General features: G+C 41.2%; 23 protein-coding genes. 13 read left to right on the top strand and 10 right to left on the bottom strand.

The window, feature by feature from the left end; translation table 11 throughout:
* From M3205_RS05235 to M3205_RS05175, 13 genes are all read left to right on the top strand, one after another.
* Complete coding sequence (locus M3205_RS05235) at positions 1–1,812, top strand: adenine deaminase (RefSeq protein ID WP_251168946.1); 1,812 nt, start codon at positions 1–3, stop codon at positions 1,810–1,812.
* Between the two features lie 67 nt (positions 1,813–1,879).
* Positions 1,880–2,563 carry a cyclase family protein gene (locus tag M3205_RS05230; protein ID WP_251168945.1) on the top strand — a complete coding sequence of 228 codons (684 nt, stop codon included), beginning with the start codon at positions 1,880–1,882 and terminating at the stop codon, positions 2,561–2,563.
* Between the two features lie 21 nt (positions 2,564–2,584).
* Positions 2,585–3,211: a DUF1989 domain-containing protein gene (locus tag M3205_RS05225; RefSeq protein ID WP_251168944.1), complete on the top strand. Its 627-nt coding sequence runs from the start codon at positions 2,585–2,587 to the stop codon at positions 3,209–3,211.
* Positions 3,208–4,380, top strand: a complete 1,173-nt coding sequence (locus M3205_RS05220) for a M20 family metallopeptidase (protein WP_251168943.1) — start codon at positions 3,208–3,210, stop codon at positions 4,378–4,380. Before M3205_RS05225 ends, M3205_RS05220 begins: the two co-directional genes overlap by 4 nt.
* A complete protein-coding gene (locus M3205_RS05215) occupies positions 4,377–5,714 on the top strand; it encodes a 5'-deoxyadenosine deaminase (RefSeq protein ID WP_251168942.1) in 1,338 nt (445 codons plus the stop codon). Before M3205_RS05220 ends, M3205_RS05215 begins: the two co-directional genes overlap by 4 nt.
* A 72-nt stretch (positions 5,715–5,786) precedes the next feature.
* Complete coding sequence (locus tag M3205_RS05210; protein ID WP_251168941.1) at positions 5,787–6,650, top strand: GNAT family N-acetyltransferase; 864 nt, start codon at positions 5,787–5,789, stop codon at positions 6,648–6,650.
* 72 nt (positions 6,651–6,722) lie between these two features.
* A complete protein-coding gene (locus M3205_RS05205) occupies positions 6,723–7,136 on the top strand; it encodes a CoA-binding protein (protein WP_251168940.1) in 414 nt (137 codons plus the stop codon).
* 316 nt (positions 7,137–7,452) lie between these two features.
* A complete protein-coding gene (gene parE, locus M3205_RS05200; protein ID WP_311315706.1) occupies positions 7,453–9,435 on the top strand; it encodes a DNA topoisomerase IV subunit B in 1,983 nt (660 codons plus the stop codon).
* Positions 9,432–11,876 (top strand): DNA topoisomerase IV subunit A, encoded by a 2,445-nt coding sequence (gene parC / locus M3205_RS05195; RefSeq protein ID WP_251168939.1) that lies wholly within the window; start codon positions 9,432–9,434, stop codon positions 11,874–11,876. The genes parE and parC overlap by 4 nt, the downstream gene beginning before the upstream one ends.
* Positions 11,877–12,217: 341 nt before the next feature.
* Positions 12,218–13,648 carry an alanine/glycine:cation symporter family protein gene (locus M3205_RS05190; RefSeq protein WP_251168938.1) on the top strand — a complete coding sequence of 477 codons (1,431 nt, stop codon included), beginning with the start codon at positions 12,218–12,220 and terminating at the stop codon, positions 13,646–13,648.
* Positions 13,649–13,757: 109 nt separating this feature from the next.
* Positions 13,758–14,519 carry a hypothetical protein gene (locus M3205_RS05185; protein WP_251168937.1) on the top strand — a complete coding sequence of 254 codons (762 nt, stop codon included), beginning with the start codon at positions 13,758–13,760 and terminating at the stop codon, positions 14,517–14,519.
* Between the two features lie 76 nt (positions 14,520–14,595).
* Complete coding sequence (locus M3205_RS05180; protein ID WP_251168936.1) at positions 14,596–15,069, top strand: staygreen family protein; 474 nt, start codon at positions 14,596–14,598, stop codon at positions 15,067–15,069.
* Between the two features lie 97 nt (positions 15,070–15,166).
* Complete coding sequence (locus M3205_RS05175) at positions 15,167–15,304, top strand: hypothetical protein (protein WP_251168935.1); 138 nt, start codon at positions 15,167–15,169, stop codon at positions 15,302–15,304.
* Positions 15,305–15,734: 430 nt separating this feature from the next.
* On the opposite strand, the gene M3205_RS05170 is transcribed toward M3205_RS05175, so the two are convergent.
* From M3205_RS05170 to phnD, 10 genes are all read right to left on the bottom strand, one after another.
* Positions 15,735–16,031: a hypothetical protein gene (locus M3205_RS05170; RefSeq protein ID WP_251168934.1), complete on the bottom strand. Its 297-nt coding sequence runs from the start codon at positions 16,029–16,031 to the stop codon at positions 15,735–15,737.
* Positions 16,032–16,184: 153 nt separating this feature from the next.
* A complete protein-coding gene (locus tag M3205_RS05165) occupies positions 16,185–17,549 on the bottom strand; it encodes an amino acid permease (RefSeq protein ID WP_251168933.1) in 1,365 nt (454 codons plus the stop codon).
* A 101-nt stretch (positions 17,550–17,650) separates the two neighbouring features.
* On the bottom strand, positions 17,651–17,992 hold the full coding sequence (locus M3205_RS05160) for a hypothetical protein (protein ID WP_251168932.1): 342 nt from the start codon (positions 17,990–17,992) through the stop codon (positions 17,651–17,653).
* A 175-nt stretch (positions 17,993–18,167) separates the two neighbouring features.
* The gene (gene htpG / locus M3205_RS05155) at positions 18,168–20,045 is read right to left on the bottom strand and encodes a molecular chaperone HtpG (RefSeq protein ID WP_251168931.1); all 1,878 of its coding nucleotides are present in this window, start codon (positions 20,043–20,045) and stop codon (positions 18,168–18,170) included.
* A 106-nt stretch (positions 20,046–20,151) separates the two neighbouring features.
* A complete protein-coding gene (locus M3205_RS25555; protein ID WP_285886132.1) occupies positions 20,152–20,274 on the bottom strand; it encodes a hypothetical protein in 123 nt (40 codons plus the stop codon).
* Between the two features lie 36 nt (positions 20,275–20,310).
* Positions 20,311–20,898 (bottom strand): phosphotransferase family protein, encoded by a 588-nt coding sequence (locus M3205_RS05150; RefSeq protein ID WP_251168930.1) that lies wholly within the window; start codon positions 20,896–20,898, stop codon positions 20,311–20,313.
* A gap of 244 nt (positions 20,899–21,142) precedes the next feature.
* A complete protein-coding gene (locus M3205_RS05145) occupies positions 21,143–21,754 on the bottom strand; it encodes a polysaccharide deacetylase family protein (RefSeq protein ID WP_251168929.1) in 612 nt (203 codons plus the stop codon).
* The gene (phnC, locus tag M3205_RS05140) at positions 21,754–22,566 is read right to left on the bottom strand and encodes a phosphonate ABC transporter ATP-binding protein (RefSeq protein WP_251168928.1); all 813 of its coding nucleotides are present in this window, start codon (positions 22,564–22,566) and stop codon (positions 21,754–21,756) included. Before phnC ends, M3205_RS05145 begins: the two co-directional genes overlap by 1 nt.
* 12 nt (positions 22,567–22,578) lie before the next feature.
* Positions 22,579–23,334, bottom strand: a complete 756-nt coding sequence (phnE, locus tag M3205_RS05135) for a phosphonate ABC transporter, permease protein PhnE (protein ID WP_251168927.1) — start codon at positions 23,332–23,334, stop codon at positions 22,579–22,581.
* 11 nt (positions 23,335–23,345) lie between these two features.
* Positions 23,346–24,248: a phosphate/phosphite/phosphonate ABC transporter substrate-binding protein gene (phnD, locus tag M3205_RS05130; protein WP_251168926.1), complete on the bottom strand. Its 903-nt coding sequence runs from the start codon at positions 24,246–24,248 to the stop codon at positions 23,346–23,348.
* Positions 24,249–24,293: the final 45 nt, after the last annotated feature.

The following is a 24,293-nucleotide window of genomic DNA, read 5'->3' as shown; positions in this document are numbered from 1 at the left end:
ATGGATGCAAAAAATATCAAAAAGGCAGTGCAGTACCGCAAACTTATTGATGTGTTGCTTGATTCCAGCCAGTATGCTGATGTAGTTCTGAAAGGGGGATACTTTATTAATGTGATCACCCGTGAGATCTATGAAGCAGATGTTGCGATGAAAGGCGAATACATTTTAATGGCGGGAGACGCAAAAGACTTAATTGGACCAAAAACAACAGTGGAAAATATTCAGGGTAAATTCGTTTGTCCAGGGTTCATTGATTCTCATATGCATTTTGAGAGTGCGATGCTGACTTGTACGGAATTCTCCAAGCTATCCATTCCGACAGGGACAACTACGCTGATAGGAGATCCCCATGAAATAGGGAACGTCCTCGGTGTTCACGGGATGCAGGCAATGATTGAAGAAGCTAAGACACTTCCAAACCGGGTATTATTCACGGTGCCTTGTGCTGTACCTGATGCTCCAGGTCTGGAAACATCCGGTTTTGATGTGACATCCAAGGATATGAAGGAACTCCTGGAAGACCCATATGTGCAGGGCATTGGGGAAATCCAAAGTTTCAGCAATATTGGTCCGGTATATGAGCATGCCCCGGAATTAATAGACGACCTTGTTGCCGCAGTTTCATATGCAAACAGCATTGGGAAAACGGTCGAAGGGAACGCACCGGGATTGTTTGGCAAAGAGCTTGCCGCCCATATAATCAGCGGAGGCAACCATGTGTCATGTCACGAAACTACGACGAAAGAAGAAACGGTCGAAAAGCTTCGCAATGGCGTAAGTGTATTCATGCGTGAAGGCTCTTCCCAGCGAAATATGGCAGACTGCATCAAGGCGATTACAGAGGATGGACTGGATTCCCGCCGTGCAATCCTTGTATCTGACGATATGGTGCCTGCTGATCTGTTAAATTACGGTCATATGAATGATATCATCCGCCGAACCATTGCTGTAGGGATTGATCCAGTGGAAGCCATCCAAATGGCGACCATTAATCCTGCTACCCACTTTGGTTTTAAAGATGTGGGGGTAATTGCACCAGGCAAAAGAGCAGATGTCGTCGTGATCAGCGATCTGAACAATATGACAATTGATCAGGTATACTTGGCAGGGAAAAAAGCAGCTGAAAAAGGCGAATTAACTATAGATATTGCTCCTTACATATATCCGGAAAGTGTGAAAAAGTCAGTGAAGCGGAAGTCTGTAACAGTCAAGGAACTCGCCATTGAAGCCCCGGGAAGCCGTGCAAAAGTAAGGGCAATTGAAGCGATACCTTTCCAGAACTTAACCGGCGGCAGCGAATATATGCTGAATGTCAAAGACGGCATTGTGCAGCCGTGCTTAAAGCAGGATGTTCTGCCGTTGCTGGTAGTAGAACGCCACGGTCGAACCGGAAAAATCGGCAAGACGTTTCTTCATGGCTTTGATCTGAAAAGCGGAGCTATAGCAGAAAGCGTTGCCCATGATACACATAATATTATTGTAACAGGAACTAACTACGTAGATATGGCCATGGCGGTTAACCGTGTCATTGCCATGGATGGCGGAATAGCCATGATAAAAGATAGCAAAGTAGTAGGTGACCTTCCTCTCCGGATCGGCGGTTTAATGACAGATGAATTAACTGGAAAAGAAATGAGTGAAAAGGTTGACGAATTATCGCATCTTGTAAAAGAAGTTCTTGGCTGCGGTATGGAAGTTCCCTTTATGCATTTATCATTCTGGTCATTAGTCACAAGCCCGAAATGGAAAATTACAGATATGGGGCTTATTGATGTAGATAAATTTGAGGTTATCCCGACCATTATCAATTGATCATTAAAGCGGCAGAGAACGCCGCTTTTCATATAGTAAAAGATACAGCAGGTTAAGGAGGAATAACATGGGAGTAAAGCTTGTCGATTTAACGCAGGAAATTTACCAGGGGATGCCTGTTTTCCCTCTTCATCAGAAAACGATGGTTTTCCCGAATATGTCTCACGAAGAAAGTGAAAAGCAAGTTGGATTCATGTTTGCAACTAATAATCTATTAATTAATGAACATGGTCCCACCCATAGTGATGCAACTTATGAGTATGATCCTAACGGCCAATACATCGATGAAATGCCGCTTGAGTATTTTTACGGGCCGGCAGTTTGCCTTGATGTGTCCCATATTCAGCCTGATCAATATATAACAGACCGTGATCTAGAGGATGCACTGAGGAAATCACAGCAGTTTATTGAAAAAGGAGATATCGTTCTCCTCTATACTGGCCATTACAATCGGTCTTATGGTACTGACAAATGGCTCACCACGTATACCGGTCTGAATTATCAGGCTGCAAAGTGGCTGGCTGATAAAGGGGCAGTCAATATAGGCATTGATGCCCCGGCTATTGATCATCCGGATGATCCAAAGTACTCCGGACATCTTATTTGCCGAGAATACGGAATAACCAATACGGAAAACCTCTGCAATCTCGACCAGATTGCAGGCATGCGATTTCTGTATTTCGGACTCCCTCTCAGAATTCGGAAAGGCACGGGATCTCCGATTCGTGCGGTTGCAGTTTTCATCGAATAACAACAAAGGCTGGTGTTCTAAATGAAAGAGGTTTTTAACAAAGGCAAAATCCGGGACGAAATTATTATTCCGCCATACGAAGGAAGAAGCGCACTGATTCATAAAGGGGAAGAGCTAATAATTATTGATATGGAAGGAAAACAGGTTGGGGACTTTGTCTGCTTTAACTATGAAGATCCCTCGGAACATGTATCACCTGTCCATATGCGGGCTTCACTCAGCAGTATACGCCTTAAAACGGGAGACTGGCTCTACAGCAACCGCCGCCGTCCCTTAATGCAGCTATTGGAAGATACTGTTGGAAAACATGATTTCTTCTTTCCGGCATGTGATTATTACCGCTACAAAGTTGATTTCGACAAAGAGGACCATCCTAATTGCCATGATAATATCGCTTCTGCCTTAAAAAAGTATAATATTCATCCTTCAGTTATTCCCGATCCTATTAATATCTTTATGAATAATGTCCTTGATGAAGCGGGGGATTATGTCATTGCAGAACCTCTTTCCAAGCCTGGTGATTACATAAGGCTGAAAGCATTGTGTGATGTTGTCATTGCCTGTACAACGTGTTCCCAGGACATGGCGCCTGTTAATGGGTATAAAGTGACTCCTATTAAAATGCAAATTATGGAGGCGGATTCATGAATGATATTCAGTTTCTTCAGCATCTGCTCCAGATTGACAGCTCCAATCCGCCCGGAAACGAACATTTAGTGACGGAAGCTTTTATTAATAGATGCAAAGAAAAAGGTCTGCCTTTTAAGGTGACCATGCTTAATGAGACCCGAAGCAATTTTGAAGTTACGCTTCCCGGAAAAAGCGGTAAACAGCTATTCTTATGCGGCCATATGGATACGGTCTCACCTGGGAAAGGAGAATGGGTACACTCCCCTTTTTCAGGGGAAATCGTAAATGGGCGGATTTATGGCAGAGGAGCTTCTGATATGAAAAGCGGGCTTGCAGCAATGTTCCTTGCTTTGGAGGATCTGTATCTCACCAATTCTGTTCCGCCTGTTGGCGTTACCTTTTTGGCAACTGCCGGCGAAGAAGTCGACAGCTGTGGTGCCAGGGCTTTTTTAGAAAAAAATGATGGTCGACAAATCGATGCACTTGTCATTGCCGAACCGACAAATGAAAAAATTGTGATTGGCCATAAGGGAGCTCTTTGGCTTGAGATTACAGCCTATGGAAAAACCTCTCATGGTTCGATGCCGGAACAGGGAATCAATGCAGTAGATCATATGCTGAAAATAATCCGGGTATTGGATGAAATGAAAATTGAATGGAAGACAGAAAAGAAGCCCCTCGGAAAAAGCAGCCTGGCTGTTACCATGATTGAAGGCGGAGTGCAGACCAATGTCATTCCAGATAAATGCAGCATAAGAGCAGATATTCGAACAGTTCCTCCTCAGTCCCATTCCCATTTTATAAACAAGCTAAAATCCAAACTGGATGTTCTATTGGATCAGGGTGAGATTTATCAATACAGTGTTGAGACCCTTCTTGATCGTCCAGCTATTTTAACAGACCCAGCCCGGGATATTATTAAAATTGCGCAGACGATAAATGGCGAATCGGAAGCGGACCATTACGGGGTGTCCTACTATACAGATGGTGCCGTACTTAATCCAAGGAGTGAAATTCCTACCTTGATTTATGGCCCGGGTGATGAAAAACTGGCGCATCAGCCAAATGAGTGGGTTAGTCTGGCGGCATATCAGCGCTCCATCCAATTTTACAGACAGCTTATTATGACTTATGGCAAGGTGGAGCCGTCAGAAGTCAGTCCGATGCGAGGGGGAGGAAGAAATTGAGCAGTATCCTGATAAAAAACGCTGAAATTATAACAATGAATGCGGCTGAAGAAATCATTTTCGGAGATTTATATATTGTAGATGACCGTATTGCCGAAATTGGACAGAACTTATCACATAAAGCGGATAAAGTAATCGATGCCACCGGAAAGACGGTTATTCCTGGATTCATTCAGACGCATATCCATCTTTGCCAGACATTATTCCGCGGACAGGCTGATGATTTGGAGCTTCTTGATTGGCTGAAGCAGAAGATCTGGCCGCTTGAGGCATCACATGATGAAGACTCCATCTATTACTCTGCCATGCTAGGAATTGGCGAATTGCTCCAGAGCGGAACTACAACTGTAGTGGACATGGAAACCGTTAATCATACCGAATATGCCTTTCAGGCCATAGCCGAAAGCGGCATACGGGCACTCGCAGGAAAGGTCATGATGGATAAAGGGGATGAGGTCCCTGTTCCATTAAGGGAAAATACCTCAAAATCCATCCAGCAAAGCGTGGATCTCCTTGAAAGATGGCATAACCGTGATAACGGTCGCATACAATATGCATTCTGTCCCCGATTTGTGGTTTCCTGCACAGAGGAATTGCTTACGAATGTCCGGGACCTCTCTGCACAATACAATGTGAGGGTCCATACTCATGCTTCTGAAAATGCCAATGAAATTCTCCTTGTTGAAAGAGAACTGGGCATGCGGAATGTCGTCTATCTGGACAGCATAGGGCTTGCTAATGAAAGGCTGATACTTGCCCATTGTGTTTGGCTTAATGAAGAAGAAAAAAGAATCATCAAAGAGCGAGGCGTAAAGGTCAGCCATTGTCCGGGATCCAATCTGAAGCTGGCATCTGGTGTGGCAGAGGTTCCTTCCTTATTGGATCAGCAGGCATTTGTCAGTCTTGGTGCTGATGGGGCTCCGTGCAATAACAATCTCGATATGTTCAATGAAATGAGATTGGCTGCCATCATTCAGAAGCCTGTGCACGGCCCGACCGCAATGAACGCGAGAACCGTCTTCAGAATGGCGACGATTGGCGGAGCAAAGGCAGTTGGAATGGAACAGGAAATCGGAAGTCTGGAGCCCGGAAAGAAAGCAGATCTTGCTATTCTTGATCTGAATGATTTTCATGTCTATCCGTCTTTTGATATCGATACCATCTCGAGGATTGTCTATTCAGCCACTCGTGCAGACGTAGAATCCACCATTGTTAACGGGAAAATGGTGATGGAAAAACGGAAGCTGAATACAGTTGATAAAGAAATAGTTTTAAAAGAAGCGAACACCAGCATAAAGAGGCTCCTCAAAAGATTAGAGACAGCAGTTTATTAATCTTCTAATTCGGCTGACAGCGAAAATCAGCCGTTTTTTTTATGGTAAAATATAGTTAAAGGAGGTGATAGTATGAAAGCTGTTGAAAATTTAGATCATTCAAGTCTAATGCAGGCAACTGAGTTTATTACAGAAATGAACGCCTTGCCAGAGTGTCATATAGGGTATTTGGGGACAAGCCAAAACGATATTTTTCAAAGTCTGGAAGAAATGTATCATGATCCCGAATCAGCTGCGTATATTATCCGGGAGGGTGAGGCTCTTGCTGGATATCTGGGTATAGATGCTGATCTAAATAAAGGGACAGCGGAGTTATGGGGCCCATTTGTACAGAAAAAAGAACTAATGAGTTTATTATGGGAAAAAGCACTCCATTATTTTGAAGGAAATCTCCATACATACTATTTATTTGCTGATACATACAACAATACTGCAGCAGGATTTGCATCCAAAAACGGATTCAGGCTGCAATCGGCTCAAACCTACATGGAATTGAAAGAACATTCATGCAATGATTTAAATGAGGTCAATTTATTGTCCCTTCGCAGCCATGGAGAATTTATTCATTTGCATGATACTGTGTTTCCTCATACCTATTATTCAGGAAAAGAGATTATCGAAAAAATCAATGCTGATCACAAAGTCTATACATCTGAAGATGCGGATGGATTAAATGGCTATTTATATGCAGAGTACAATCGTGAAGAAAAAGAAGGAAGCATTGAATTCATTGGTGTGGATCCCGGGAAGCGGAAGAAGGGTATTGGACAGAATTTGCTGGACATGGCGGTCCATGATCTTTTTGTAAATAGCGGAGCCCAAAACATTAAGCTTTGTGTAGGGACAACAAATGAGAAAGCGTTATCTATTTACAAAAAAGCAGGGTTTAAAGTTGAGAGATCATTGAATTTTTATAAGCTTGATATTCGGGAATAAGAGCAATAAATTAGTGTGCCTTTGTGTTATTAGGTAAGATATATTTAACCAGATAAAAATGGAGGGAACATAATGGCTATTGAAAACCCAAGCAGGGACGAAATCGGTGTCCTTTTAAAAAAGGCAAAACGGATAGCTGTTGTAGGATTAAGCGGAAATCCTGAGCGTACATCCTATATGGTATCAGAAGCGATGCAAACAGCTGGATTTGAAATCATTCCGGTTAATCCGTCTGTTGATGAAGTACTTGGTGTAAAAGCAGTGCCAAGTCTTAAAGATATCGAGGGTCATGTAGATATTGTTAATGTATTCAGGCGATCGGAGTTTCTTCCGGAAATCGCGAGGGAATTTGCTGAAATAGATGCTGATATTTTCTGGGCACAGCTCGGAGTGGCAAACGAGGAAGCATATGACTTTCTGAGAGAAAAAGGGTACACTGTCATAATGGACCGCTGCATTAAAGTTGAACATGCTCTGACAAAGTAAACTACAACATGAGGTCTCTATAAGATCTCATGTTTTTTAATTTTTTTCAGAAAGCCTGTAAATAAAGGATTTAAATAACGGAAATAATCAGGATAAATCTTTTAAATCTCAAGAACTTATTTGCCAAAACCAAATAAATAGATAAAATAAAGCATAGACCATCCTAAATTATATGGTAAAATATAAATATAGAACACCTGTTCGAACGTCGGTTTTTTTTCAAAGAAAATTGGCTGTATGCCGATTTCTTATTAGGGTGTTCCATTGCCGTGATTTCGGCGGCAAGTGTTTTGCAGGAAATGAAAGGGGTATGTTCGTGGCAAGAAATCAGGAAGCTTTTGACTACAATGATGATGCCATACAGGTACTCGAAGGGCTTGAAGCAGTTAGGAAACGCCCTGGGATGTACATTGGAAGCACGGATGCAAGGGGTTTGCACCATCTTGTATATGAGATTGTCGATAATGCTGTCGATGAAGCACTGGCAGGTTACGGGAATCATATCATTGTCAGAATACATAAAGATAATTCAATTAGTGTGCAAGATAAAGGACGAGGAATGCCTACAGGAATGCATAGAATGGGCAAGCCGACTCCAGAAGTCATATTAACTGTCCTTCATGCCGGGGGAAAGTTTGGCCAGGGAGGCTATAAGACGAGCGGAGGACTTCATGGTGTTGGTGCATCTGTCGTCAACGCCCTTTCCGAATGGCTTGTGGTTAAAATTAAGCGTGACGGCTTTGTATATGAACAGCGTTTCGAGCTTGGCGGCAAGCCGGTGACCACATTAGAAAAGGTCGGCAAGACAAATCAATCAGGGACTACGATTCACTTTAAGCCGGATCCGTCCATTTTCTCGACAACCACATATAATTACGAAACGCTTTGTGAGCGTCTTCGTGAATCTGCTTTCCTTCTAAAAGGAATGAAAATAGAAATCATAGATGAGCGTAATGATTTTCATGACGTTTTTCACTATGAAAACGGCATTGAAGCATTTGTAGGATATTTAAATGAAGAAAAGGATGTTCTGCATCCTGTCGTAAGCTTTGAAGGCGAAAGCAATGCAATTGAAGTGGATTTTGCTTTTCAATTCAATGATGGCTACTCGGAAAATGTTCTTTCATTCGTCAATAACGTCCGCACAAAGGACGGCGGAACGCATGAGGCAGGGAGCAAAACTGCGATGACGAGAGCTTTTAATGAATATGCCCGCAAAGTTAATCTTCTGAAGGAAAAGGATAAAAACCTGGATGGAGCGGATCTGCGTGAAGGATTCACTGCGATCATCTCTGTTCGTGTTCCAGAGGAGCTTTTGCAGTTTGAGGGCCAGACGAAAGGAAAGCTGGGGACAAGTGAAGCTCGTTCTGCTGTTGATTCAGTTGTTTCCGAGCATTTATCTTATTTCCTTGAAGAAAACCCCGAGACAAGCTCTCTGTTAATTAAAAAGGCGATAAAGGCTTTCCAGGCACGGGAAGCGGCCCGCAAAGCCCGTGAGGAAGCAAGAAGCGGAAAAAAACGGAAAAAATCTGAAGCAATGCTTTCAGGAAAACTGACTCCGGCCCAATCCCGGAACCCTCAAAGAAATGAATTATATTTGGTTGAGGGTGATTCGGCGGGAGGATCTGCCAAACAGGGCAGGGACAGGCGTTTCCAGGCTGTACTTCCACTTAGAGGTAAAGTAATCAATACTGAAAAAGCAAAGCTTGCGGATATCTTTAAAAATGAAGAAATCAATACTATTATCCATGCCGTTGGGGCGGGTGTCGGCGCGGATTTTAATCTGGATGATGTCAACTATGATAAGGTAATCATCATGACAGATGCCGACACTGATGGAGCACATATCCAGGTGCTTTTGCTCACGTTCTTTTACAGATATATGAAACCACTGCTTGAAGCGGGGAAGGTATTTATTGCGCTGCCTCCTTTATACAAAGTCAGCAGAGGTTCAGGCAAAAAAGAAGTGATCGAGTATGCATGGAGTGATGATGACCTTCAGGATACCATTAAAAAAGTGGGTAAGGGTTATATGCTCCAGCGTTACAAAGGGCTTGGGGAAATGAACGCCGACCAGCTGTGGGAGACAACGATGGATCCGGAGTCGCGCACATTGATCCGCGTTAAAATTGATGATGCAGCCAGAGCCGAACGCCGTGTGACCACCTTAATGGGCGATAAGGTTGAACCCCGCCGCAAATGGATTGAATCGAATGTGGCATTCGGACTTGAAGAAGATGGAAGCATCCTTGAAAATGAAAATATTACAGTACTAGAGGAGGAGGGTGTTGACTCATGAGTTCTGCTGAAAAATTCCGGGACCTTCCTCTTGAAGATGTATTAGGCGACCGCTTTGGGCGTTATAGTAAATATATTATTCAGGATCGTGCCCTTCCTGATGCACGTGATGGGCTAAAGCCTGTTCAAAGACGGATTCTTTATGCCATGCATGTGGAAGGAAACACCCATGAAAAGGGCTTTAGAAAGTCCGCTAAAACAGTTGGTAATGTAATCGGCAATTATCATCCGCATGGCGATACTTCAGTTTATGACGCGATGGTGCGGATGAGCCAGGACTGGAAGGTCCGTAACCTTCTTGTGGAAATGCACGGTAATAATGGGAGCATCGATGGAGATCCCCCTGCAGCCATGCGTTATACAGAAGCCCGTTTATCTCCCCTTTCTTCCGAATTGCTGAGAGATATTGAGAAAAGAACCGTTGAATTCATTCCGAACTTTGATGACACGTCCAGTGAGCCAACCGTTTTGCCTGCAGTTTATCCGAATTTGCTTGTCAATGGCTCAACAGGCATTTCTGCGGGGTATGCAACTGATATTCCGCCCCATCACCTAAATGAGATTATTGATGGTGTTATTTTACGTATGGATAAGCCTGATTGTTCAATAGATGATCTGATGGAGCATATCAAAGGTCCGGATTTCCCTACAGGAGGCATAATCCAGGGAGTCGAGGGAATAAAAAAAGCTTATGAAACTGGAAGAGGAAAAATCATTGTCCGCGGAAAGGCTGAATTTGAGGATTTGCGCGGAGGGAAAAAACAGATTGTCATCACCGAGATTCCTTATGAAGTAAATAAAGCAAATCTGGTTAAGAAGATTGATGAGTTCCGCCTAGACCGGAAAGTGGAAGGCATTGCCGAAGTCCGAGATGAAACAGACCGGACCGGCCTTCGCATTGTAATCGAGTTAAAAAAGGATGCAGATCCTGAAGGTGTCCTTCACTACCTGTACAAAAACAGTGACCTGCAGATTCCTTATAACTTTAATATGGTTGCCATTCACAATCGCCACCCGAAATTAATGGGGTTACGAGAGCTGCTGGATGCTTATATAGGCCATCGTAAAGAAGTCGTTACACGCAGATCCCAGTATGAGCTGCAAAAGGCCGAGGCGCGCCAGCATATCGTTGAGGGCCTCATGAAAGCTCTTTCTATTCTCGATGAAGTGATTGCAGCGATCCGCGCTTCCAAAGATAAACGGGATGCAAAAGATAATCTGATTGCAAAGTTTGAGTTCACTGAACCTCAGGCAGAAGCAATCGTTTCCCTGCAGCTATACCGTTTAACCAATACTGATATAACTGCATTAAGAGCAGAAGCCGAGGAACTTGCTAAGCTAATCGGCGAGCTTAAATCTATTCTCGACAGCGAGAAAAAATTGCTTTCGGTTATTAAAAAAGAGTTACGGGATGTTAAAAAGCGCTTTGCTGATGAACGCCGTACCAGAATTGAAGCGGAAATCGAGGAAATCAAGATTAATCTTGAAGTTCTGGTAGCGAGTGAAGATGTTATTGTAACGGTAACAAAGGAAGGCTATGTCAAGCGTACTAGCCAGAGATCGTTTGCAGCATCTAACGGACAGGATTTCGGCATGAAGGATTCTGACAGAATTATAGCCCAGCTTGATATGAATACAACTGATGTTCTCCTTGTGTTCACAAATAAAGGAAACTATCTGTACTGCCCGGTTCATCAGCTGCCGGATATCCGTTGGAAAGACCTCGGTCAGCATATTGCCAACATCATTCCGATTGACCGGAATGAATCGATTATCCGGGCCATTCCTGTAAAAGATTTTGAGACCAACGAATATCTTCTGTTTATGACAAAGAATGGCATGGTAAAGAAAACCGAGCTGAAATCATATAAGGCGCAGCGATATTCAAAACCTCTAGTTGCTGTCAATGTTAAAGGCGATGATGAAGTTCTTGACGTTTATTTAACTGATGGCACGAAGGAAATTTTCCTTGCGACTCACCAGGGATACGGTCTCTGGTTCCATGAGGAAGAGGTCAGCATAGTAGGGGCAAGAGCTGCCGGTGTAAAAGGCATCAATCTGAAAGACGGCGACTTTGTTTCTGGTGCTCAGCTTATTGAGGATCCGAAAGAGCAGGCTGTTGTAATTGTTACACAGCGGGGCTCCATTAAAAAAATGAAGCTGACTGAATTTGAACGGACCTCACGTGCCAAGCGCGGCGTAGTGATGCTTCGTGAATTGAAATCAAATCCTCATCGTATTGTTGGCTGTGTAATTGTCCGAAGTAAAGATGATTTATACATTGAAACAGAAAATGGCCATATAGAAACGGTTAATGCTTCGGCTATCCGCTTTAATGACCGGTATTCAAATGGATCGTTTATCATTGACGATTCCGAAAGCGGCAAAGCAAAATGCATTTGGAAGACAAGGGCAGAAAATACGGTCAATGCAACTGAATAGAATAAAGAGCCCCTGTGAAAACAGGGGTTTATTTGTCTGCTGAACCGATAAATTTCGGTGTGTAGATTATCTTTTATATAAAAATGAATCGGGAATAGTGTGAATAATGTTATTCTTATGAAAGCTGATTGTATAAAAAGTTTATACTAGTTTGATTGAAACGAATAAAAATATTTAAATGCCTTGTTAAAAAAACCATTATATTTTGCATGAAATCAAGGTTTATATTGAATTTTTACTCCTATGGATGAATATTCGACTTGTCTATTAAAAATTCTTTTGATAGATTATAAAGAGTGTGTTGTTTTTGTAAGATAATAAAAATTTTTAGGGGGAATAGCATGGCACTATTAGAAACTATCGTAGGCTTTCTAAATGATCTTTTATGGACGTACATTTTGATTGCCGCGTTAATTATTCTTGGTTTATTTTTTAGTTTTAAAAGCAGATTTGTCCAATTAAGATATTTTGGTGAAATGTTCAGAATATTAGGCGATAAAGCAATGGTATCTGCTGAGGGCAAAAGAGGGATATCATCCTTTCAGGCCTTCACTATTAGTGCAGCTTCCCGTGTTGGGACAGGTAATATTGCCGGTGTAGCAACTGCGATTGCTGCAGGTGGACCTGGCGCTGTCTTCTGGATGTGGCTAATTGCATTTATTGGAGGGGCATCAAGCTTCATTGAAAGTACTCTTGCTCAGATCTACAAAGTGAAAGATAAAGATGGCTTCCGGGGCGGGCCTGCGTACTATATGGAAAAAGGCCTGAATAAACGCTGGATGGGAATAATCTTTGCAATCATCATTACATTCTGTTTTGGGTTGGTGTTTAACTCTGTACAATCCAACACGATTTCCCTTGCTTTTAATCAAGCGTTTGGCACAAGCCGTTTAACCATTGGACTTATACTTGCGGCATTAACAGCTGTCATCATTTTCGGTGGTGTTAAACGAATTGCGTATGTTTCTCAAGTTGTTGTGCCGATCATGGCAATTATATACTTAGGTGTAGCTATCGTCATAGTCATCATGAACATTACTGAAGTTCCTAATCTGGTTGCCGGCATAGTAAAAGGTGCTTTTGGCATTGATCAGGCTGCAGGGGGAGCGATGGGTGCAGCGGTGATGATGGGGATAAAAAGAGGTCTATTCTCAAATGAAGCAGGTATGGGTAGTGTACCAAATGCAGCCGCAACAGCAGCCGTTTCCCATCCTGTAAAACAAGGGCTTATCCAAACTCTTGGCGTATTTGTGGATACGATCTTAATCTGTTCTGCAACTGCTTTTATTATCCTGCTATCAGGCGAATATGCGAACTCTGATCTTACTGGCATAGAATTGACTCAGGCAGCCCTTAGCACACATGTTGGATCATGGGCATCTACTTTCGTTGCAGTTGCTATTTTCTTATTTGCTTTTACTTCTGTTATTGGAAATTATTATTACGGCGAAACCAATATTGAATTTATTAAAGAAAGCCGCTCTGCGCTGTTTACTTATCGCATAGCTGTTATCGGAATGGTGGTCTTCGGATCCGTAGTTGATTTAGCCATTGTATGGAACCTTGCTGATTTATTTATGGGCTTAATGGCGATCATTAACTTTATTGCGATTATATTGCTTGCTAAAATTGCCTATGCCGCATTGAGTGATTACAAGGCACAGAGGAAAGAAGGAAAAGACCCTGTGTTTTATGCTGATTCCATTCCGGGCCTAAAAGGGATAGAATCTTGGGAAACGAAAGAAAGTGCTTTAAAAAAAGAAGCAAAATAAGTATTTAAGTATTTAACAGCCTCTTATCCTATGGATAGGAGGTTTTTTGTCATTTTACATATAATTTCCATAGTTGGACAAGATAATAAAAAATAGGGGGGATTCATAAATGAAGAAGGAATTGCTTTTTGCGTTTGCGGCGTTCTTTTTTATGTCTTTATCCGCCATAACCGGTGTATATGCAGGTGAACAAGACCAAAAGACTGATACTCTGTCAAAAGATAAAGTGGATGTTACCGGTGATCAAAAGGCAGATACTGTCTATCTTAAGGGAGTTTATTATGAGGAAGGCGCTGCATTTTTAAAGGAAATATCACTCAGGGTCAAGGCTTCAGATGGTAAAACGTATAAAGCGGAGCTTGAAGGGGGTTATGAACCTCATATACAATTTGAAGATCTTAACCATGATTCCATAAATGATATGTATATTAGTATTCCTACTGGCGGAAGCGGCGGATTGTCGAATTTTTATTTATATACTTTAAAGGACTTTAAGCTAATCGACCTGTCTGTTCCGGATCCCTTAGTAATCAATAGTCAATTTGAAAATGGCTACAAAGCTACTATCAGCATCCAGAATACCAAACAATCGTATACGTTCGATTTACGGGATAGAAGTGAAGAGTACGAACGGCTTGGTCTGTATGTAAATGGAAAGCTTAGTGAGCCGACTGAGCTAATGGTAAATCCGTATAGCACGTTGAAAATCATCCCTATAGAAGGGAAGAAGGGATTATTGGGAGTTCAAAGAATAAGCGGTGCATTTAATGCAGATACCATTGCCTTTGTAGAGTCCTTTTGGCTGTATGAAGATGGGAAGTGGATTTTAAAAGATACAAAAGTTATGAAAATGAATTCGCGCACCCGTTAGTGACTGGGCATTTGTCACGTTTCTTTAAGGATCCCATATACTGGGCATAAGGAAATTTGTATAGGGGGGCCTTCATGTGAGCAAATTTAATCCATCTAAGCTGTCTGTTAAATATATGCCTCCTGCGACGGAATTCAGACCCGTAGACAGCAGGAAATATACACTTACACACTCAGATGCAACTGGAGAGTTATTTTTGGCAATAGGGGGATGCTATGATTTAAGTGCAATTAATCCTAAATTTCGTGATGAAGTTTTTGCTGAATGGATACCTCAAATGGGGCAGTATGTGCTGAGCGGGAGGGTATATATCAGCAACGGGGAATTTGATCATCAATACTCAAAAATAAGGTTTCTCATTTTCCAAAAGGAATTGGATCTGGCGCTGACAGCCATGATTTATGGTGACCGTTCATTTTACTCCAACTATCCATGGCTGCTTGATTCCCCAATCTTTATATACTTTGAATCTGTATATCCGGAATTCAGCAAGCTGATTTATTATGAGACACCCAGAAAGTATTTAACTGCCGCACTGATTCAAGTGTGAGACACATATATGGAACACGTGTTCGCGTATAGGTTAAAACGCATTCATTAATGGAAAAGATGCTGTACCAAATCATCTAAACACAGGAGCGATTGAAATGAAGAAGGAACCAAAAAATACATTTGAATTAAGTTATGAATCTGATGGAAAAATGGGTGATAAAGATAAAAACAATAAAAAAGAAAATAAAGATCAGGAAGAAATATTCTTTAATAGTACACAGGATAGTGAATAAAAGCTTTGATAAAGGTTGCACGTAATTATGTTATGTAAACTAGATGAAATTAATCTTAATTATAAGAGGGGTTTATAAATCATCAGAATATCCCTTAAGTAAAGATTAAACTAATATCAGCTGGAGTATCGAACATAAAACCAGGAGCTTAATGAAAATGAATTTTGGCAGTAAATAAATTTCAGCTGAAAATTCATTTTAAAATTCTATAAATGTCAAATTAAACAAATTTGATAAAAATTTTAACACTGTCTCACTATCTTAAGTATACTCTTATAATGAGACATTTTTTTCGTTTTAATTCACTACTTCCTATAATATATATTATGTTAACTAGAAAATCGAATTATTATCAGTATATGATTTTACCCCCTCCCTTAACAAATGCCCCGCATTACATTTAATGCGGGGCATTTGTTCCATTTATCTTCTATTGCTTCTTCTTCTCAAAACCAAGCTCATCTGCCATTTCAGTAAGTGCTGACAGGTTTTGGTTCTTAAAAGCATTGTTCAAATTTGATTTGTTCATGATCTGCTGCATTGGATGCATATTGGCGTTGTGGTTTCGGCTTCGTGTAAAAACTACCGCTGCTGTGCTCAGCACTATGCTGATGAGCGATCCCCATAGCCAACCCCAGTTGCTCTTTCTCTTTATGCCAAACATATTCATCATTGGCCTGCGCATATTTCCCATATTATTAAAAAGCGCTGAAATCCAGTTATTCAACTGCAAGCACTCCCTTATTAAGAAACGAATTTGGATGGGTTTTTAATCATCCGATTCTTAATTTTCGCTTAGCGGAATGCAAATATGCTGGCAATTTTACGAAACTTGCCAAAAACAAACACTAGAAAACATCACTAGAAATTTGGTTTGTTTTTAAAAGGTTCTTTTTCTTTCCTTTTTCCATACTACCTTTTGCATAATCAGAGCTGCAAACGCTATTAATGCCACAAATAGTAAACTTACGAAAAAACCGAATCGAATTTCTTTTTCCATTAATGTTCCGCTGACTGCAGCTAGAATCAGGATTAATCCCAAAATAGCAAGGAGCTTGCCAAATATCTTGTTCTCCAATATCCGCATCGCCGAAATAATAATGAACGACCAATTGAATAAGATCATGATCCCTGCAGCAGTGGTAATGTATTCATAAATTTTTCCCGGCAACAGCAGCGCAGTTACAATGGATGCAATTAAACCCGCTGTGGCAAGTGCGAGCGATGGCAGCGGCAGGTCCTTCCACTTTTTAATTTTTTTTGAAAAAAAATTTGGAGCATCGCCATCATTAGATAAAGTAACCAGCAATGATGTTACTCCAAACAGTGAAGCAGTCATGGTTGAGAAGCCGGCAATGATGATGGCTGCGTTAAAAACGTGCGGGAAAAAGTCCAGGTTATAATGTTCCATGGCAGTCACGAATGGACTTTCTTTTTCATTAAATTCCCCATGTGAAGCCATGTAAACGGTTAAGCCAAGTGAAATGACATAGATGATGACCAGGACGATCAGCATAATGATGCCGGCTTTTGGAGCGTCTTCTTTCTTCTTTAACCTGGTAGCCATCAACCCGATGACTTCGATTCCTCCGTATGCATAGAAAGCATAAATTAAAGATGACCAAAAACCTTTAAAGCCCTCTGGAAACCAGGCCCCAGCAGAACCCGGGAATCCCGGATGTTTGACATTGCCATCCATTATTCCTGTCAATGCAGCAAAAGCCAGAATGATAAACATAATGATAGCTGCGGTCTTAATAACTGCAAAGAGGTTTTCTGCCTTATCAAAGCCGTTGCTTCCTGTTAAAACGACGATAATGGAAAGAATGGCATATCCTGCTGCAAAAATCCAAAGCGGGACATGGGGCAGCCAGAACCTTGTTAAGATGGATAGTGCGGTTAACTGGCTTCCCATGATTAATATATTGGAGCACCAGTAATTCCAGCCGCAGCTGAATCCTGCCCATTTCCCAAATGCTTTATTGGCATAATAGCAGAAAGATCCTTCCTGAGGGTCTTCTGCTGTCATTTTTGCTAAAAGGTTATAGACTATATATGTTCCAATAGCCGCTATTATAAATGAAAAAACAATGGCTGGCCCGGTAATCTTAATTCCTATCGCAGAACCCAGGAAAAACCCAGTCCCGATGGTGCAGCCCACACCAATCAGTGATAATTGCCACCATTTTAAATCACCTGATTCACTTTTTTTCGAGGAATTGCCGCTTGGAAGAAAAAAATCCATGATGTACCTCCCTCTATGCGTCGCATACTGGCAAAAAAATAAGCCGATTCAGCTGATGATCGGCTTCGGTTTCAATGCCACATGGAAATTTGCCAAAAACCTTATTTCTTTTTCTCGGAACTTTCGCTTTTTAAGCCTGTAACAGATCGGAAAAGCTGTGTTTTCATGCTTCCCTGCACAATATCCTCTAGGAAAAATTGTTCAATCAATTTTTTGTATTCCTCATCTTCAAACATTTTTTTGTTTTGCAATTCCATTTCAGCGAGACCCTCATAGGTGGAAAGAAAAGCATAAGTATGATCATCTCCTGATATTGGCGATAATAGCTCAACCTTGTGCTGGTAATTTTCGTTCCGAAAGCTTTGGATCATCCTCAGATTTTTTAAAGCTTCAACGAAATCCTCCTGCTTCACTTCAAAAGTTTGGTAAACGAAAACAGACATGTTAATCTCCTTCCCGATTTATAGAATGTATTTTTTCTCCTTTTATCAGCGAGATAGTTCATCTAAATTGCCATACAAGCATAGTTCTTCACTATTGCTTAGTGTGTTTATTAGTCCATAAAATATTCCTGGACGACAAAAACAGCCCAATTGAATCGGGCTGTTTGTATGTTCATTAGACCATAACTTTGCAGATATCATTCGTAAATTCCACAGGGTCGCTGATAGGCAGGCCTTCAATCAGCAAGGCCTGGTTATATAGAAGGTTAGTATATAGACTTAACTTTTCCTTATCATTTTCCATAACATTTTTCAAAGCCTGGAATACTTCATGGCTTGAATTGATTTCCAGTACCTTGTTCGCTTTAACATTTTGATTGTCAGGCATGCTACTGAGTACCCTTTCCATTTCTATGGTGACTTCCCCATCTGCAGCCAGGCACACCGGATGGCTTTTAAGTCTTTTGGAAATACGGACATCTGTTACTTTTCCTGATAATATTTCCTTCATGGTGCTGAACAGTTCTTTATTTTCCTTTTCCTCTGCTTCTGACGGCTTTTCTTCTTCGTTCTCTATGCCGAGGTCACCGCTTGAGACCGATTTGAATTCCTTCTCTTTATAGGACATCAGCATTTTAATAGCGAACTCATCAATATCTTCTGTAAAGTACAGAATTTCATAACCCTTATCCGCCACAAGCTCGGTTTGCGGAAGCTTTTCGATTCTTTCATATGACTCTCCGGAAGCATAATAAATATATTTCTGGTCATCCTTCATTCTTGATACATATTCATCAAGAGATGTTAAGGTCTTTTCTGTTGAAGAATAGAACAGCAATAAATTCTGAAGTGTTTCCTTATGAGTTCCGAAATCGCTGTAGACACCATATTTTAATTGGCGTCCAAATGACTTATAAAATTGTTCGTATTTTTCCCGTTCATTTTTCATCAGCTGCTGGAGTTCGTTTTTAATCTTTTTGCTGATGTTTTTGGCAATAAGCTTAAGCTGGCGGTCATGCTGTAGCATTTCCCTTGAGATGTTAAGTGATAAATCTTCGGAGTCCACCAGTCCTTTGACAAAACTGAAATAATCAGGCAGAAGATCTCCGCACTTGTTCATAATTAAAACGCCATTCGAATAAAGCTCAAGGCCCTTTTCGTATTCTTTTGAGTAATAATCAAATGGAATATTTTCAGGAATATATAAAATGGCATTATAGCGGATGGTGCCATCCACATTAATATGGATATGCTTTACCGGCTTGTCAAAGCCATAATGCTTCTCTTGATAGAATTTTTCGTAATCTTCGTCTGTCAGCTCGCTTTTATTTTTGCGCCAAATTGGTACCATGCTGTTGATGGTCTGCTCTTCTGTTATTTCTTCAAACTCATTTTCAGCATCTTCTTTTGGTTTTCTGATAGTCACATCCATTTTAATAGGATAGCGGATGAAATCAGAGTATTTTTTTATGATGGACTTTAAACGATACTCTTCAAGGTACTCATCATAGCTTTCATCTTCTGTGTTTGCTTTGATTTTTAAAATAATCTCAGTGCCGACCGTGTCTTTTTCATATGGTTCAATCGTATATCCATCAGCACCATGTGATTCCCATTTATATGCCTGTTCACTGCCAAGTGCCCTGCTGATTACGGTTACCACATCAGCTACCATGAAAGCAGCATAAAATCCTACTCCAAATTGCCCAATAATATCATGGCCATCTTTAATCTCATTTTCTCTCTTGAAAGCGAGCGAACCGCTTTTGGCAATGACTCCCAGGTTGTTTTCCAGTTCCTGCTTTGTCATGCCGATGCCGGAATCTTTAATTGTTAAAGTTCTGTTCTCTTTATCTGGAACGACTTTTATGTAGTAACTGTCTTTTTCAAACGTTAACGAATCGTCTGTAAGTGCTTTGTAGTAAATTTTATCGATCGCATCACTGCTGTTGGAAATAAGCTCCCTCAGGAACACCTCTCTTTGAGAGTAGATGGAGTTAATCATCATTTCCAATAATCTCTTAGATTCTGCCTGAAACTGTTTCGTTTCCATGTTCGTCTCTCCCCTTACTGTTCTTGATTGCATTAGCACTTATACCTTAAGAGTGCTAAACAATATTTAAATATCATATTAGTCGATTTCTGTCAATTAGCTTGAACTAAATGATTTCTTTCGCACATTCAACGAGATTGCGTATTGTTACTTTTAACTGTTTCGACAGCTGTTCGGAAGTCCATTTCGCACTCTGATTGTCTAAATCTGATTGGATTAACAGCATCATCCAAACCGAAAAAACAGCTGAAAATAAATTTGAATTTCACCCTGTCTGGAACAGAGATTCTTCGCAATAACAGTCCAGAATCTTATTTCGTAAAGTATGGTCATAAGGCTTAGGGAAATCCGGATGTGATATATCGATTAAATGATATAAGTCCCAATAAGGTATGTTTAAATGGCAATGTTCCCAGTCCAGAACCACCGTCTTACCGTCCGCATACCCAAAATTCCCCTGGTGCAAATCCCCATGGCAAAGAACCTTCACAGCAGAAAAAGGCTTAGAGGTAAATGTACTGAAAAGGATGCTTCCTAATCTTTCTGAAATATCATGTAACCTAAAAATAGTAAAAACTTTTTCTTTGTTCTGCAAAATTTGGTTTGCCATTTCCTCAATAGCCGGTTTAGGACCGCTCAGCCTTGTATTGGCAAACCGTTCAGCGGGCAAAGAGTGCCATTTGGCCATTAACGCAGTTAGTTCAAGTGCAATCTTAGAATCAAAAGTATGTGTGATGGTGCCAAGATCCTCTAAGATAATCCAATTATTGCTTAGTGTGGTCTGAACATAATACGACAGGATTTTTGAGAACGTTAGAGGCAGTTCCGCCAATACATTTTCGAAAATCCACACTTCTTCTCCAAGCTGAGTATTGTTTGTAAGTGGTTTAAAAATAAAGCTCTTGGTTTCATCAATAAAAAAGCGCTCGACAAACTGTCCGTTCGAGCCTCGATATAAAAGTCCAGTTTTCAGTCACAAATATTCGTAAACAAGCTCTCGCTCCACCCCTTATAGAATTGTACCTAACAATCTATAAAGCGGCTTATGAAAATAATACTTCTTTACACAAAAAAAGTACCCTCAGAGAGGATACTTTTTACAGCAAACTGAATTCGTAGCCTTTTCCCCTGATCTCAGCAATTAACTCAGGCAGGGCATCAACAGTCTGGCTTAATTCATGCAATAGAATGATTGCTCCGTCTTCCAGGTTCTCTAAAACGTTTGAGACAATTTGTTCAGGCTCTTCTTTGAGTTCCCAGTCCATGGACGAGATTCGCCACAATATGGTGGAGAGCCCGAGCTCTTTCGCTGCAGCAATGGTATGCTCATTATACTGTCCATAAGGGGGCCTGAATAGCTTCACTTCATGGCCTGTGATGGATTCAATCTTTAACTTACTTGTCCTTAGATCCCGGAATTGTTCCTCTGGAGACAATTTAACATAATTGGAATGCTTGGAAGAATGAGTTCCTAATTGATGGCCTTCTTCGAGGACCCTTTTCCACGGGCGCCCGGTGTATAAAAGCCTTGATTGCCAGAAGAAAACAGCGGGAACCTTTTCAGTCTTCAATATATCCAATATTTCCGGAAGAACTCTTGAGGGTCCATCGTCAAAAGAAAGGGTTAAGGTTTTCTTTGATGATTGACCGGCATTAATTAATTGGATGTCAGGGTCGTTCGAAACGTACACGACGTTCGAGCTATCCACTACTCATGGACAATTGGCCATTCTTCTCCCCCCTCTTCTTTAGTTGATGGGATATATGATTTTCCGTAATAACTTTCTGCATCATAAGTAAATACATACATATCATCTGTAAACTGCTCTGGTTTGCCATCAAAAACAACTTCACCATCTTTTAAGGCAATAATCCTGGTCGCATAGCGTTTAGCCAATTGAACATCATGGACGTTAATGATGGTTTGAAGGCCATGCCGATCATGCATCTCTTTCAGGAGGCTGAAGATCCGGTCTGAAGTTCCGGGATCCAGGCTGGCAACAGGCTCGTCTCCCAGCAGGAACCTTGGGTTTTGAAGGAGCGCTCTTGCAATACCAACTCTCTGTTTCTGCCCTCCGCTAAGCTGTTCAACCCTGCGTTCGGCAAACTCTGTTAAGCCAACTTCTGCAATGACTTGGTTAGCCCGTGCCTTTTCTTCCTCCTTAAACCATCCAATGAGGTTCTTAAAGCTGCTTCTGTAGCCGAACATGCCTGTCAGGACATTTTGCAGGACAGTCAATCTGGGAACTAAATTAAAATGCTGAAAGATCATTCCCATCTCCCTGCGGATTTTCCGTAGCTGTTCATCACTAAGTTCGGCAAAAGATTGGCCATCCCGGATGATTTCCCCTGATGAAGGTGTCTGGAGACCATTTAAACAGCGGATCAGAGTGGATTTTCCGGCACCGCTTTTACCCAGCACACAAACAAAATCTCCAGGGTGTATCGTCAGATTTATTGAATTAAGCGCGTTATGCTTCATGCCGGGATAACGGACAGTTATAGTTCGAATCTCAAGCATTTCCTGCCTCCTTTATATCACTCGGTTTCTGACATAGCTTCCGAAAAGGTCCACTAGAATAACAATGACCATAATGACCAGGACATCGAGCGAAACGGAACTGTACTGGAAGGTTTTAAAATCATTAAAAAGCCTTTGGCCGATTCCTCCCCCGCCAATGAAGCCTAAGATTAGGGAAGTTCTTATTGCAACCTCAAACCGGTAAAAGTAATTTGATAATACATTAGGCCATATTTGAGGCAGGATGCTGAACAGGGAAGCAAACCAGCTTTTTGCCCCAACCGCCTTCATGGCCTCCTGAGGGCCTGGATCGGAGGCTTCAATGAGCTCTGAAACCAGTTTCCCCAGTACTCCAATATTATGAAACATAATGGCCAGGACAGCCGGAAAAGGACCGAGTCCAAGAGCCGTCAACAGAATCAAACCAAAAACAATTTCAGGAATAGAGCGGACAAAGCTGAGGCCCACTCTTGTTATATGGTAAATATATTTTGAGCCGGCTGTGTTTTTAGCGGCCATAAAGCTTAAGGGAAGCCCGATAATAAGACCGAAAAAGCTTCCCAGAAAAGCCATAGCCAAGGTTTCCAGACTGTCTTCAAGGATCCTTGGAAGGAGAGAAAAATCCATCGGGAACCAATGGGACAGAAAATCTATCATATTTCGGAAGTCCTTGAATTTCGATAAATCGAATTCCGTTAGCCTCATGCTTAGATAAACAAATAAAACCAACATCAAATATGTTACTATGCTGCGTTTTTTAAACCACAATCTTATCAGCCCTATTCTTTAATAAGTCCCTCTTTTAGGGCAGCCTCGCGGATGCTTTCATAATCTTTGTTGCTTGCTTCTGTAAATCCGCTTGCTCCGAATGCATCCAGAATTTCCGGATCTTCAATTGCAAGAAACGCTTCTTTTAGTGCTTTAATTGTTTCTTCATCAGTATTTTCATGTACAGCCCAAGGGTATTGGAAAAGCTTTTCTGATTTCCAGATCGTTTTAATTTGATCTCCGTCAACTTTTCCTGAATCCACTAATTGGTTGTAAATGGCGCTGTCGACTGCACCTGCATCCACCTGTTTATTTTGAACTGCCAATGCAGTAGCATCGTGTGAGCCGGTAAAACGTACGCTTTTAAAGCTGTGATCATTCTCTGATTTATAGACTTTGCGGTTCTTCAGTTCCATGGCAGGGATAAGAGATGCTGAAGTCGAATTGATATCACCGAAGGCAAAATCCGTTTCACTGCTGTTTTTCAATAAATCTTCAAGTGAATTCCAAGGATTGTCTTTGTGGGTGATGATATATGAGTAATAGAATGGCTCTCCATCAATCAGCTGTGTAATGATGGCTTTTGCTCCGCTTTTCTCATGGGCAACTACATATGTTAACGGGCCGAAATAAGCCATATCAATTTTATCGTAGTTCATGGCTTCCACCACACCGTTATAATCCGGATAAACTTCTACAGCTACTTCCCGATCGAGTTTTTCGGATAAGGTTGACTGCAGTTTTTCCATGGCAGCTTCCATCGATCCCTCTGTTTGAACAGGTATGACACCAATGGTAAACTTTTCTTTCGATTGATCTTTTCCATTTTTATCTGTGTTATCTTTTTCATTTCCGCTGCACGCTGATAAAAGCAGCAGTGAAAAGATAGTTAAGAGCATTAAGAATTTTTTCATGTTAGCACTTCCTTATTTATTTTGTTTGTTAGTAAAGGTAAAAAA

This window comes from Cytobacillus firmus, from assembly GCF_023715565.1.
Lineage (GTDB): Bacteria > Bacillota > Bacilli > Bacillales > Cytobacillaceae > Cytobacillus > Cytobacillus firmus_C.
Note: the sequence above shows the minus strand (reverse complement) of the source record. Positions and strands in the feature narration are given on the sequence as shown.

Coding starts and splice junctions, on each gene's coding strand:
- M3205_RS05235 (WP_251168946.1), top strand. CDS start 1: ATGGATGCAAAAAATATCAAAAAGGCAGTGCAGTACCGCAAACTTATT.
- M3205_RS05230 (WP_251168945.1), top strand. CDS start 1,880: ATGGGAGTAAAGCTTGTCGATTTAACGCAGGAAATTTACCAGGGGATG.
- M3205_RS05225 (WP_251168944.1), top strand. CDS start 2,585: ATGAAAGAGGTTTTTAACAAAGGCAAAATCCGGGACGAAATTATTATT.
- M3205_RS05220 (WP_251168943.1), top strand. CDS start 3,208: ATGAATGATATTCAGTTTCTTCAGCATCTGCTCCAGATTGACAGCTCC.
- M3205_RS05210 (WP_251168941.1), top strand. CDS start 5,787: ATGAAAGCTGTTGAAAATTTAGATCATTCAAGTCTAATGCAGGCAACT.
- M3205_RS05205 (WP_251168940.1), top strand. CDS start 6,723: ATGGCTATTGAAAACCCAAGCAGGGACGAAATCGGTGTCCTTTTAAAA.
- parC (WP_251168939.1), top strand. CDS start 9,432: ATGAGTTCTGCTGAAAAATTCCGGGACCTTCCTCTTGAAGATGTATTA.
- M3205_RS05190 (WP_251168938.1), top strand. CDS start 12,218: ATGGCACTATTAGAAACTATCGTAGGCTTTCTAAATGATCTTTTATGG.
- M3205_RS05185 (WP_251168937.1), top strand. CDS start 13,758: ATGAAGAAGGAATTGCTTTTTGCGTTTGCGGCGTTCTTTTTTATGTCT.
- M3205_RS05175 (WP_251168935.1), top strand. CDS start 15,167: ATGAAGAAGGAACCAAAAAATACATTTGAATTAAGTTATGAATCTGAT.
- M3205_RS05165 (WP_251168933.1), bottom strand. CDS start 17,549: ATGGATTTTTTTCTTCCAAGCGGCAATTCCTCGAAAAAAAGTGAATCA.
- M3205_RS05160 (WP_251168932.1), bottom strand. CDS start 17,992: ATGTCTGTTTTCGTTTACCAAACTTTTGAAGTGAAGCAGGAGGATTTC.
- htpG (WP_251168931.1), bottom strand. CDS start 20,045: ATGGAAACGAAACAGTTTCAGGCAGAATCTAAGAGATTATTGGAAATG.
- M3205_RS25555 (WP_285886132.1), bottom strand. CDS start 20,274: ATGATGCTGTTAATCCAATCAGATTTAGACAATCAGAGTGCGAAATGG.
- phnC (WP_251168928.1), bottom strand. CDS start 22,566: ATGCTTGAGATTCGAACTATAACTGTCCGTTATCCCGGCATGAAGCAT.
- phnD (WP_251168926.1), bottom strand. CDS start 24,248: ATGAAAAAATTCTTAATGCTCTTAACTATCTTTTCACTGCTGCTTTTA.